Consider the following 12647-nt stretch of genomic DNA (forward strand, 5'->3'; position numbering starts at 1 on the left):
AGTAAATTAACAGGAGCATTCAAATATTTTCAAGAAGGTCACGCTCAAGGCAGCTTCTTTTCATCCCCATTTGTTATTATGCTTCCTGTGAATTAATGACAAGTTATATTTTCATTTTAAAACAACAAAAAAACCGAATGATGTAGTAGAATCACTCAGCTTAATATTTTAACGTTATTTTAAATCTGTATCTGATAATACAGGAATTATTTTCTGATCAATTTCACTAATAAAAGAATTTAAAATGCCAATTTGCTCTTCTAGTTTTTTCTTGTGCTGAATTAATATAGCTTGTGTATTAATCTCTTCCTGCTCTAAATTCAGCGTTGATATATTTTCTCTTATATCCTCAATTGACATGCCTAGACTTCGAAAACATTTAATTAATTTTAAAAGTTCAATGTCTTGTTCATCAAATATTCGATGCTTTTGTTCATTTCTTTTTATTGGTGGAATTAAATCTATTTTTTCATAGTATCGAATTGAACTTGCAGGTATTTCAATTAAGAGGCTCGCTTGTTGAATTGTATACACGAGGTGTCCTCCTTGACTTAAAGTATGGTTTAACCTATAAGCTTGATAGTATCAAACTTAAAGGAGATTGTATAATGAAAAAGATATTATTAGTAGTAACGAATACCTCTAAGTATCCCAATTTAGATCGTGCAACAGGATTATGGTTAGGAGAAGCTGTTCACTTTGCAGCTGAAATAGAAAAAGCAGGATATGAAATTGATTATGTGAGCCCTAAAGGTGGTTATACGCCACTCGACCCGCATAGTTTGCAACCGGATCAAATGACCGAATTAGATTGGAAGTATTACACAAATACTGATTTCTTAAATAAACTAAGCACTACTTTGCCCGCTGACTCTATTAACCCAAATGATTATGCTGCTATCTATTATGCAGGTGGCCATGGAGTTATGTGGGATTTCGCAGAAGATGAAAAGTTGCAAAACATTGCAAGTACTATTCACGCTAACGGTGGCGTTGTTTCTGCTGTTTGTCATGGAGTTGTAGGATTATTAAATATTAAAAATGGTGATGGTGAATATTTAATTAAAAATACTAAAGTGACCGGTTTTACTAACACAGAAGAAATTGCTGTTGGACTTGATAAAGTCGTTCCATTTTTAACTGAAGATGAACTTGTTCGTAAAGGTGCTAATTACGTAAAAGATGCTGATTGGTCAGTATTCACTGTAACTGATAATCGTATTGTTACAGGACAAAATCCTGCATCAGGTGGCGCAGTTGCCAAAGATGTAATTAAATTATTGAAATCACTTTAATACAAAATTAACTCAAAAAATTGTTTTTAACCTCAAAAAAGCTGTGCTAAAATCCCCATACAATGTGGATTTTTGACACAGCTTTTTTATTGTACTTCTATACTAACTCCAACCAAGCAACCGCTTCACAGTGTGTCGTGTGCGGGAACATATCGACCGGCTGTACTTCCTGCGTTTTATATCCGCCGTCTTCTAAAATACGGAGGTCGCGCGCAAGGGTTGCGGGATTGCACGATACGTAAACTACACGCTTCGGTTTTTGCTCGATGATTGTACTCAATAACGCTTCATCACAGCCTTTACGCGGCGGATCGACTACTAATACATCTGCTTCCTTACCTTCTTTGTACCAGCGGGGAATGACTTCCTCTGCCGGGCCAGCTTCGAAATATGTGTTTGTAAAACCGTTTAATGCGGCATTGCGTTTTGCGTCTTCGATTGCCTGCTCGACTATTTCAACACCCATTACATGACCCGCTTTTTGGGCTAAAAACAGTGAAATGGATCCGATACCGCAGTAGGCATCGATTACGCGTTCATTGCCTGTCAGTTGTGCATAATCGAGGGCCTGTTTATAAAGCACTTCTGTTTGAACCGGGTTGACTTGATAAAACGAGCGTGCCGAAATTTCAAAACGGACATTGCCGATTGTATCTTCAATTGTATCCTTGCCCCAAAGTGTGAATGTGTCATTGCCGAATATAACGTTTGTTTTCTCACCGTTTACATTTTGGACAATGGACGTGACATTCGGGATAAGTGCTCGGATTTTTTCGATTACCGCGCTCGCCTGCGGGAATTTCTTAGATTTTGTAACGAGTACGACCATTACTTCGCCTGTTGCGCGACCTTTACGAACGACAACATGACGCAGCATGCCTTGATGGGATTTTTCATCATACGGACGCAAACCTAAAATTTCCAACTCACGTTTCAAGTCTGCCATGACAACATCGGCTTCTCCTGTTTGAATTAAACAACGTTCCATATCAACAATTGAGTGTGACTTCGTTTTATAGAAGCCTGCCACCATCTGACCTGATTCGTTTTGCGCAAAAGGTATTTGTGATTTGTTGCGGTAATGCCAAGGCTCTTCCATCCCTTTTACCGGATGGACAGGTGCGTCGATTTTACCAAGACGCTTCATCACATTTGCGACCATATTTTGTTTCCATTTTAATTGTCCCTCATACGAAAGATGCTGTAATTGACATCCCCCACATTGCGAAAAATAGACACATGGCGCTTCTACACGATCAGGCGACTTTTCCAGTATATTCACTACTTTTGCAAACCCATAATTCTTTAATGTTTTCATTACATGAATCTCGGCAGTTTCTCCAGGAAGTGCCCCTTGTATGAATAATGGATAGCCATCGATCTTCGCGACGCCATTGCCATCATGTGTTAAATCTTCTATATAAACTGTTTGACGATCATTTTTTTTAATAGGTGCAGACATGTTCATTTCTTCCTCTCATTTCAATCACTTTATTGTACCATGCTCCATATAATTTGCACTTATTATACTTTCTACTAATGTTCTGACTAACCAATTATTACTTTTGTTCTAGTATTCAGTAAGTATTGCCTATATAATTTACCTTATAACTCTAATAATTCTATTAATTTCAAGGAGATTGAGGCATATGTCAGTTCGAAAAAAACTTAATATTGGCTTTATTTTAATCGGGATGGTGCTTTTATTTTCAATCGGATTTGCAACCGTTCAGTTTTCCCGGATTGGTGATGAAGTTTCCAAAGCAGTCGATGTACAAATGGCACAGGTTCAGCGGATTAATGCTATCCAGCAACATATACTGTCGCAAGGCATCTATGCTCGTGCCTATGCAGTAGATCCTTCTCAAAATAACTTGGATTCACTAAACAACCATACAACAAGCCTCGTCCAGCTCATCGAGGAAGTGCAGAGCAAAAATATATCAGCGGATGCTGCACCGATTATTAATAACTTAAAAGACCAATCAGAAATTATTGCCGAACAAATGGATAGAGTGATTTCATCTGTACAGACACGTGATATTTCAGCCGCGCTATCAGTGGTGAATGGTGACTATACATATACGAGCAATTTCACAAGCGAGCTTGCCGGGAAAGTGGAACAAATTGAAAACACCGAACTTGATAAAGTTGTGAATAATACGAAAAACATGATTTCACTATCGATGATTTTATCCGTTATATTCATTATTATTGCGCTCCTTGTTATAGCTTCCTACATGATTTATACGAAATACGGCATTACACTGCGCCTCCAGTCAATTACAAAAGATCTGGAACATATGGCTGGCGGGAATATTAAAGTTTCACACAAACCTGTTCGCACAAAAGATGAATTTGGTATGCTGTCGAATGCTTTTATTTCATTGCAGTGTAATTTCGAGGAATTGTTAGTAAGCATTCAGCATAACGCAAATCAGCTTAGCAATTCGGCGGATGCACTTATGAAAAACAGTGAGACGATTTCATCGGAAACAGCTCATATTAATGAACTGACTGAGCATACTGCACAGACCGCCACAACGATGACAATTGGGGCAAACGAAAGTGCCCTTGCTGTAGATGAGACGGCACAGGGAATTAATTCGATTGCCCGCTCAACACAAGAATTGCATAGTGGTGCTGTTACATTGACCCAGTTTGCTAATGACGGGGTAAAAATTATTGACGAAGCGATGCAGCAAATGGAAACAGTATATGCATCGACTCAATCGATTTCCAGCCTTTCAAACGTATTAATTGAACAGTCAGGACAAATTAGTACAATTACGAAAGCCATTACTGATATAGCGGATCAGACGAATCTGCTTGCCTTGAATGCTGCCATTGAAGCGGCTAGAGCTGGTGAACATGGGAAAGGCTTTGCTGTAGTCGCAGATGAAGTTCGCAAACTCGCAGAGCAATCCAAAAAGTCCGCAAATGAAATTGTCCATTTAACTGAAACTATTCAGTACAATTCCCAAAATGTTGGCGAAGCGGTGGAAAGCAGTCTCAAGTGTGCAAATGATGGTGTTGTTGTCATCGATCGTGCCGGTCAGTCATTTCACACGATTACCGAAAATATTTACAATATAACGGAGCGTGTAGAACATATTTCTGCTACATCACAGCAAATTTCAGCAAGCTCAGAAGAAGTTGCGGCTTCAGTCATCGAAATTTCGCAAGGTACAGAAAAAACGATGGCGGATGTAGCGCAAGTAGCAAATGCGACACAACTTCAAACTGAATTTGTCGATGAAATGGAAGAGCTTTCTAAACGTTTAGCGAATCAGGCAAAACAGCTGCAACAAAGTATGGATAAATTTACATTGTAAAAGGAATTGACTTAAAACGCCTTCACTTTAACGGTTTATAATTGTTGAAGTGGAGGTTTTTAGATTTTCATCGAGTATTTTGACCATATATATTAGAAAATTGGTATTGTATGCGCTGTTCTGGGTGTTCTTTCAAATGAAGCTAGCGGATATTAGAATATTGAGAGGCTTTATTAGAAAATGTTGAGAGGATATTAGTACATTCGGTGAGTTTATTTGAACATCTCGACCCGGTATTAGAAGATCAAAGCGCTATATTAGAACTTCCCGCTTTTATTAGAACTTAATTTATTTTATTAGAACACTTAAGCACTATATTAGAAAACCGCTCACTCCCCGTCCCCCGACTCTTCCCGATAAAAACAAAAAACTCACAAGGGCATTCCACTACCCTTGCAAGCTATAGTTAAATTACTTCTTCATCCGTTTCAATTTCACGAATTTTATCTTTCGGCACGAATACTTCAATATGCCTTTTTAAATTTTGGAAAACAGCTGGTGCATCGCCGCCATATTCACCGTCCAGATTTAAATGCACTTCCTGATCAGATGATACGACAACACGACTAGCTTTTCTGTAAATGAGACGTTCGTCGGATAAATGCTCGCCACGCAATGCCAATGAAGCAATACGTATGAAATCCGCAATATTGCATTCCTTTAAAATCATAACAGTGAACAGTCCGTCATTGATTGATGCATCGGGTGCGATTTTTTCGAAACCGCCTACGGAATTTGTTAAGCCACATAAAAACATCATCGCTTTACCATCAAACTCTTCTTCATCCATTTGGATTTTCATATGAGTTGCTTTAATAGAAGGAATCATTTCAATTGCCTTCAAATAATACGCCATTTGTCCAAGTACCGTTTTCATTCTGCTCGGTACTTCGTATGTCAGCTCGGTGATACGCCCGCCTGCAGCAATGTTAATGAAGTAGCGGTCTTCATTCAATATACCGACATCGACAGGTATTGTATCCCCTGCAAGAATGATGTTTAGTGCTTCTTCAACATTTCGGGGAATACGAACAGCCCGTGCAAAGTCATTTGTCGTCCCCATTGGAATTAAACCAAGCTTTGGCCGTTTTTCGCATTGGCTAACACCTGCCACTACTTCATTTAACGTACCGTCTCCACCTACCGCAATTACAACATCAAATTCTCGTCTTACAGCTTCAATTGCAGCTTTTGTTGCATCACCTTCACCAGTCGTTGCGTGACATGAAGTTTCATATCCTGCTATTTCGAGTTTCTCCAATACTTCCGGAAGATGTCTCTTAAATACTTCACGACCCGAAGTTGGGTTATATATAATTCTCGCTCTTTTCATATTGATCTCATCCTGATTAATTATATTTTTCATTCTGTCCAAAGTATACTGCTGTCTGTTTTAGAAAAGCAACAATAGTACCCGGGATATTCTCTTCAATAATACGCATAAAATAGAAAAAAGTTCCTACTATATTATATAGTAAGAACTCGTAAAAGTAACAGGTTAAGTTAAATTATATTGCTGCTGTTACCTTATTTTTAAAATCTTCATATACATAGCTCCACAGCTTTGAATCGTTTACATATTGTCCGCGCATATTTTCGTATACCGCTTTTTGTGCGTCTTCAAATGTTGGATCTTCTTTATCCGGTAATGTTGCACGTAAATCGGTTACTAGCTGCTGTAATTGCGGTGCACGTGGGCCCCATGTTGTAATTACTTCTCCTGCTTCATTTAAAATCAAGTACATTGGAATAGCACGTCCACCATTCGTTAAATAGCGATCAATCAAATCTGTATCCGCATCGCGTAATGCTGTACGAATTTCTACATCTGCTGCTTCTGCAACTTTGCGAATGATTGGATTGTTAATCATTGCATCCCCGCACCAGTCTTCAGTAATAGCTAAAATATGGACATTGGCATTTTTCAGCTTTTCAATAAAAGCTGTATCTTCCGGAAGCTCAAAGCTCTCATAAATAGCAAAGCTTTGTTCTTTTAATTGAGACATTGCATCCATATATTCATTCATGGATTTGCTCTCTTCAAAATATTGTTGTTCTGTTTTCATTTATATACCACCTTTCAAATGCTCTCTTCTATTTTGCATGTTTTCAAGAAAAAAAGAAAGTTTTATGTGTCAAAATTGTTACACAATAATACAATTCTAAATTTTCAAAACAAGGTACATAAAACAGCAGATTATTAATACTTTCGAGAATTTTATAACTATCTAATATTTTACCCAAATAATATTACCCTATAGTAAAATAATTAAAAATTTTCATAATTGTTTTACTTATTAGTATCTATAAAAAATTTCAAATGTAGTATATATTTCATACAAATATTCTGATATATTAAAATAACGCATCAAAAAATTATCAGAAAATTTAATTTACATGATTTTCTAGGAGGGGTATTTATGAAACGCAACAAAAAGGTCGCATTGACTGCTACAGCACTTTCATTATCTGCATTACTTGCAGCATGTGGAGGAGATGAAACTAAATCAACATCATCTGGAGATGGGGAAAAAGAATTAGATTTACTAATCACTTCTGAGCCACCTTCATTACATCCACAATTAGCTTCAGATACAACTTCTGGCGCAATTTTAGAAAATACTTTTGAAGGTTTAACAACATTGGTTGAAGGCGAGCCGGTTTTAGCTGCCGCTGAAGATTATAAAGTATCGGATGATCTTTTAACTTATACATTCACGTTACGTGACGCACAATGGTCAAATGGAGAAAAAGTTACAGCTGAAGATTTTGAATACGCATGGAAATGGGCATTAAACCCGGAAAATGCGTCTGAATATTCTACTATCCTTTACCCTATTAAAGGAGCAGAAGAATACAACAACGGTAAAGGTACTGCCGAAGATGTAGCGATTAAAGCTATCGATGAAAAAACATTGGAAGTAACGTTAAATGCTCCGACTCCATATTTCTTGGAATTAACAGCATTTAAAACGTTCTACCCAATCCATAAAGCAACAGCTGAAGCGGATCCAAAATGGTACACAGAAGCAGATACATATGTATCGAACGGTGCTTACAACTTATCTACTTGGAACCATTCAGGCGATATCGTTTTAGAGAAAAGCGATACTTACTGGGATACAGAAAATGTAGATATCGATACGGTAAACATTGCAATGGTTGAGTCTGAAACAACTCAAATGACAATGTTTGACGCTGGAGAAATTGATTTCTTAGGTGCTCCTTACGGGACAATTTCTCTTGATGCAATCGATCGCTTAAAATCTGAAGACAAATTAAACGTTTCTGATATGTCTTCTATTTACTGGTACAAGTTCAATACAGAAGATCCAGTAATGCAAAACGAAAACATTCGTAAAGCATTAGCATTGGCAATCGACCGTGAAGGCTTAATCAGTAATGTTGTAAAAGGCGAACAAGAACCTGCATTAGGTATCGTGCCAAACTCTGTAGAAGGCTTCGGCGAAGATGAAGGTTACTTCAAAGATGCTGATTTCGAAGAAGCGAAGAAATATTTAGAAGCTGGTCTGAAAGAATTAGGATTAGCAAATCCTGCTGATTTAGAAGTAAAAGTTTCATACAATACTTCTGAAGCACACTCTGCAATCGCACAATTCATCCAACAAGGATGGTCATCTAATTTAGGTATTACTGTTAAACTTGATAACTCAGAATGGCAAGTATACTTAGATAAAATTGGAAATGGCGATTACCAAATCGGTCGTCTTGGTTGGGGTGCTGACTACAATGATGCGTATACATTCCTAGAAATGTATAACTCTGCAGAGAACGGCAATAACCAAACTGGCTGGTCAAACGATGAATACACTGCATTATTAAATGAGTCGATCACTGAAACTGATCCGGACAAACGTACGGAAAAATTATTGGAAGCTGAAGCAGTAATTATGGAAGAAATGCCTGTAGCACCTATTTACTACAATACAAACTTAAATGTTGTATCTGACGAAGTAGAAAATATGGTTCCAGATGCTTTAGGTAACATTAATCTTAAATACGTTAAAATGAAGTAATTTTAACTATTTATTATTTACTCCAGCGATGGTCAAATTAATTGCAAAGTCATCGTAAACAGGGAGTGCCTCGAAATAAAATTTCGGGCACTCCCTTTCATAGTTTTATAGAATTTTCAAAATAGTATAAAAAGGAGGTACGGACATTGCTTAACTTTATCATTAAACGATTACTCTATATCGTACTTGCAATGTACTTAATTATTACAGCGACGTTCTTCCTAATGCAGCTTGCTCCAGGTAGCCCTTTCACGAGCGAACGTGAATTGCCGCCTGCCATCGAAGAACAGTTAAACGCGAAATATGGGTTGGATAATCCTTGGTATATCCAATATAAAGACTATTTAGTAGACACAATGACATTTGATTTTGGGGAGTCGATGAAATACAAAGGCCGTTCCACAAATGACATTATCGCAGAAAGCTTCCCTGTATCCCTTGCTTTAGGTCTTCAGGCGATGGTTTTAGCAATTGGTCTTGGTGTATTACTCGGCGTTGTATCGGCACTGTATCATAACCGCTTTGGAGATTATGCCGCGACAATTTTTGCAATTTTAGGGATTTCAGTTCCTTCCTTCATATTAGCCGGACTCTTGCAGTATTACCTGGCATTTGAAGCAGGCTGGTTCCCGGTAAGTGGCTGGAAAGGATTTGCCTATACAATATTACCTTCATTGGCAATTGCTGTTACCCATGCCGGATTTATTGCCAAACTTACTCGTTCTAGTATGTTGGAGCAAAACAATAGTGAGTATGTAAAGCTTGCTCGTGCAAAAGGTCTTGGAAAATGGACAATCGTGTTCAAGCACTCTTTACGTAATGCATTATTGCCGGTTGTAACGTATTTAGGTCCACTTTTTGCCGGTGTTATTACAGGTTCGTTCGTTATTGAACAGATTTTTGCGGTGCCAGGACTTGGCCGCCATTTCGTAACAAGTATTACAAATCGTGACTATACGGTAATTATGGGTACGACTGTGTTCTATTCATTAATTTTATTACTGGCTGTATTAATCGTAGACATTTTATACAGTGTCATCGATCCACGTATTAAATTGAAAGGAGCGAAAAAATAATGGCTCAAAACGAACAGCAAATACCAAAAGTATCAGCTGACATGTTCGATGTTGTCGGTCGTTCAGAAAATACAGATGCCCTTTCTAAAAAGCAAGTATCTTATTGGAAAGAAGTATTTTATCGCTTCTCTCATAACAAGTTAGCTGTACTCGGGTTAATCCTTCTTATTATAATTGCAGGATTTGCAATTTTTGCGCCGGTGTTCTCTTCTTATACATATGAACAGAATGTAGGTTTATATAATACCGCTCCTTCTGCAACACATTGGTTCGGTACGGATGACCTTGCGCGTGATATTTTCGTCCGTGCATGGGAAGGCGCTCGAATTTCATTATTCATCGGTATTACTGCCGCTGTAATTGATTTGATTATCGGTGTTTTATGGGGAAGTATCGCAGGTTTAGCAGGTGGTCGTGTCGATAATATTATGATGCGTATCGCAGACGTATTGACGGCAATCCCTTATCTATTAGTAGTAATTATTTTATTGGTAATTATGGAACCTGGTTTAATTCCTATGATTATCGCCCTTTCCATTACAGGTTGGGTAAACATGGCGCGTATTGTACGAAGTGAAGTACTGAAAATTAAAAATCAGGAATACGTACTTGCCGCTCGTACATTAGGCGCAAATCAATGGCACATCATTAAACGTCACTTAATCCCAAATGCAATGGGTGCTATTTTAGTAACAATGACAATGACTATTCCAAGTGCAATTTTCACAGAGAGTTTCTTAAGCTACTTAGGTTTAGGGGTTCAGGCTCCTTTAGCCAGCTGGGGTACGATGGCCTCTGAAGGTTTCAAAGCACTTCAATCTGCACCATGGCGATTATTGTTCCCTGCAGCTTTAATCTCAATTACAATATTCGCATTTAACGCAGTTGGGGACGGCTTACGTGACGCACTTGATCCGAAATTACGTAAATAAGGAGAGTGTACGCAATGAAGAAAAAAGTATTAGAAGTAAACGACTTACGTATTAATTTCAAAACGTACGCTGGTGTCGTACAAGCCGTACGCGGAGTAAGCTTTGAATTATACGAGGGCGAAACATTAGCAATCGTTGGGGAATCCGGTTCCGGAAAATCCGTAACGAGTAACGCACTGATGAAGTTAATTCCTCAGCCACCAGGTATTTATGCCGGTGGTGAGATTAACTTCAACGGTCGCAATATTATTCCTTTATCTGAGAAAGAAATGATGAAAGTTCGCGGAAATGATATTTCAATGATTTTCCAAGATCCAATGACTGCATTAAATCCAACAATGCGTATCGGCGCACAGATTACTGAAGTACTTCTAAAGCATAAAAAAGTTACAAATAAGGATGAAGCAAAAAAACGTGCGGTTGAGTTACTTGACCAAGTAGGGATCCCTTTCCCCGAAAAACGTTATAAAGCTTACCCTCACGAACTGTCGGGTGGGATGCGCCAACGTGTTGTTATTGCGATCGCTCTTGCAGCAGATCCAAAACTATTAATTGCCGACGAGCCGACAACAGCGCTTGATGTAACAATTCAGGCCCAAATTTTAGAGCTGATGAAAGAACTTCAAAAGAAATCAAATACGTCAATTATTTTCATTACACATGATCTAGGTGTTGTAGCAAATGTAGCAGACCGAGTTGCGGTCATGTATGCAGGTCAAATCGTTGAGTACGGTACAGTAGAAGATATTTTCTACAATCCACAGCACCCATATACTTGGGGTCTACTTGGCTCTATGCCGGACTTAAACAACTCTACAGATGAGCTGTTAATGGCGATTCCGGGTTCACCGCCAAACTTGATCGATCCACCTAAAGGCGATGCATTTGCCCCTCGTAATGAATTTGCAATGAAAATCGATTTTGAAATGGAACCGCCAATGTTTAAAGTATCGGATACACACTATGCAAAAACTTGGCTACTGCATCCTGATGCACCAAAAATGCCTGTTCCTGATGCGGTAGCACGCCGTATTAAAGGCTATCAACAGGAGGGCATGTAATTATGGCAAATAAAATATTAGAAGTACAAGGCTTAAAACAATATTTTGGCACTGCTAAACAGCCGATTAAAGCGATCGATGGCATCTCTTTTGATGTGTATGAAGGCGAAACATTAGGTTTAGTCGGGGAATCCGGCTGCGGTAAATCAACGACGGGCCGTTCAATTATCCGTCTTTACGATATTACAGAAGGTCAAATTACCTTTAAAGGCAAAAATATATCAGAAATGAAGTCTCGAAAAGAATTGATGCAATTCAACCGTGAAATGCAAATGATTTTCCAGGACCCTTATGCGAGTTTAAATCCTCGTATGACGGCCGGTGAATTAATTGCAGAAGGCTTTGATATCCATGGCCTGTATAAAAATAAAAAAGAACGCCAAGCTCGTATTGGTGAGTTGCTGGAAGCAGTTGGACTGACACGTGAGCATGCTAACCGTTATGCCCATGAGTTTTCTGGCGGGCAGCGTCAACGTATCGGCATTGCCCGTGCACTTAGTTTAGATCCAAGCTTCATCATTGCAGATGAGCCGATCTCTGCACTTGATGTATCAATTCAAGCACAGGTAGTAAACTTACTGAAGCAACTTCAAAAAGAACGTGGGCTAACTTATTTATTCATCGCCCATGATTTATCAATGGTAAAATATATATCAGACCGAATCGCGGTTATGTATCGCGGAAAAATATTAGAACTTGGTAGTGCGGATGAGATTTACAACAACCCAATCCATCCTTATACAAAGTCTCTATTATCTGCAGTTCCTCAGCCAGATCCGGCTTATGAACGTAACCGTACACGTATCCCGTACAAACATGTTGAACATGATCCGGCAGCTAAAGTAATCGAAGCCCGTCCTGGTCATTTCGTCTTTGGCACAGATGCACAAGTAAAAGAATGGGCTAAATAG

Annotated in this window: 11 protein-coding genes; 7 read left to right on the plus strand and 4 right to left on the minus strand. The window is 38.5% G+C overall.

Translation table 11 applies throughout. The features are described 5' to 3' along the window. Positions 1-174: 174 nt before the first annotated feature. A complete protein-coding gene (locus tag MKY07_RS17535) occupies positions 175-534 on the minus strand; it encodes a MerR family transcriptional regulator (RefSeq protein ID WP_014822627.1) in 360 nt (119 codons plus the stop codon). A 74-nt stretch (positions 535-608) separates the two neighbouring features. On the opposite strand from MKY07_RS17535, the gene MKY07_RS17540 reads away from it, so the two are divergent. Further along, entirely contained in the window at positions 609-1295 is a 687-nt protein-coding gene (locus tag MKY07_RS17540; protein ID WP_065217627.1) for a type 1 glutamine amidotransferase domain-containing protein, read from the plus strand. A gap of 97 nt (positions 1296-1392) precedes the next feature. Here MKY07_RS17540 and rlmD read toward each other — a convergent pair whose 3' ends face one another. Next, complete coding sequence (rlmD, locus tag MKY07_RS17545) at positions 1393-2757, minus strand: 23S rRNA (uracil(1939)-C(5))-methyltransferase RlmD (RefSeq protein ID WP_014822625.1); 1365 nt, start codon at positions 2755-2757, stop codon at positions 1393-1395. A 187-nt stretch (positions 2758-2944) separates the two neighbouring features. On the opposite strand from rlmD, the gene MKY07_RS17550 reads away from it, so the two are divergent. Next, on the plus strand, positions 2945-4630 hold the full coding sequence (locus MKY07_RS17550; protein WP_339263265.1) for a methyl-accepting chemotaxis protein: 1686 nt from the start codon (positions 2945-2947) through the stop codon (positions 4628-4630). A 406-nt stretch (positions 4631-5036) separates the two neighbouring features. Here MKY07_RS17550 and MKY07_RS17555 read toward each other — a convergent pair whose 3' ends face one another. Both MKY07_RS17555 and MKY07_RS17560 read right to left on the minus strand, forming a co-directional pair. Continuing rightward, a complete protein-coding gene (locus MKY07_RS17555; protein WP_014822623.1) occupies positions 5037-5963 on the minus strand; it encodes a diacylglycerol kinase in 927 nt (308 codons plus the stop codon). 175 nt (positions 5964-6138) lie between these two features. Then, positions 6139-6696 (minus strand): thioredoxin family protein, encoded by a 558-nt coding sequence (locus MKY07_RS17560; RefSeq protein WP_339263266.1) that lies wholly within the window; start codon positions 6694-6696, stop codon positions 6139-6141. A 354-nt stretch (positions 6697-7050) separates the two neighbouring features. Here MKY07_RS17560 and MKY07_RS17565 point away from each other — a divergent pair, with 354 nt between their 5' ends. The 5 genes from MKY07_RS17565 to MKY07_RS17585 all read left to right on the plus strand — a co-directional run bounded on the left by MKY07_RS17565 (position 7051) and on the right by MKY07_RS17585 (position 12647). Further along, entirely contained in the window at positions 7051-8667 is a 1617-nt protein-coding gene (locus MKY07_RS17565; RefSeq protein ID WP_339263267.1) for a peptide ABC transporter substrate-binding protein, read from the plus strand. Positions 8668-8813: 146 nt separating this feature from the next. Continuing rightward, positions 8814-9743, plus strand: coding sequence for an ABC transporter permease (locus MKY07_RS17570; RefSeq protein WP_008405519.1), 930 nt, complete (start codon positions 8814-8816; stop codon positions 9741-9743). Beyond that, positions 9743-10675, plus strand: coding sequence for an ABC transporter permease (locus MKY07_RS17575; RefSeq protein WP_008405516.1), 933 nt, complete (start codon positions 9743-9745; stop codon positions 10673-10675). The genes MKY07_RS17570 and MKY07_RS17575 overlap by 1 nt, the downstream gene beginning before the upstream one ends. Positions 10676-10689: 14 nt before the next feature. Then, positions 10690-11736, plus strand: a complete 1047-nt coding sequence (locus MKY07_RS17580) for an ABC transporter ATP-binding protein (protein ID WP_339263268.1) — start codon at positions 10690-10692, stop codon at positions 11734-11736. Between the two features lie 2 nt (positions 11737-11738). Continuing rightward, entirely contained in the window at positions 11739-12647 is a 909-nt protein-coding gene (locus tag MKY07_RS17585; protein ID WP_339263269.1) for an ATP-binding cassette domain-containing protein, read from the plus strand.

Origin of the sequence: Solibacillus sp. FSL W7-1472, assembly GCF_037969775.1 — a bacterium.
In the GTDB taxonomy this organism is placed as follows: Bacteria; Bacillota; Bacilli; order Bacillales_A; family Planococcaceae; genus Solibacillus; species Solibacillus silvestris.

Coding starts and splice junctions, on each gene's coding strand:
- MKY07_RS17555 (WP_014822623.1), bottom strand. CDS start 5,963: ATGAAAAGAGCGAGAATTATATATAACCCAACTTCGGGTCGTGAAGTA.
- MKY07_RS17565 (WP_339263267.1), top strand. CDS start 7,051: ATGAAACGCAACAAAAAGGTCGCATTGACTGCTACAGCACTTTCATTA.
- MKY07_RS17585 (WP_339263269.1), top strand. CDS start 11,739: ATGGCAAATAAAATATTAGAAGTACAAGGCTTAAAACAATATTTTGGC.
- MKY07_RS17560 (WP_339263266.1), bottom strand. CDS start 6,696: ATGAAAACAGAACAACAATATTTTGAAGAGAGCAAATCCATGAATGAA.
- MKY07_RS17580 (WP_339263268.1), top strand. CDS start 10,690: ATGAAGAAAAAAGTATTAGAAGTAAACGACTTACGTATTAATTTCAAA.
- rlmD (WP_014822625.1), bottom strand. CDS start 2,757: ATGTCTGCACCTATTAAAAAAAATGATCGTCAAACAGTTTATATAGAA.
- MKY07_RS17575 (WP_008405516.1), top strand. CDS start 9,743: ATGGCTCAAAACGAACAGCAAATACCAAAAGTATCAGCTGACATGTTC.
- MKY07_RS17550 (WP_339263265.1), top strand. CDS start 2,945: ATGTCAGTTCGAAAAAAACTTAATATTGGCTTTATTTTAATCGGGATG.
- MKY07_RS17540 (WP_065217627.1), top strand. CDS start 609: ATGAAAAAGATATTATTAGTAGTAACGAATACCTCTAAGTATCCCAAT.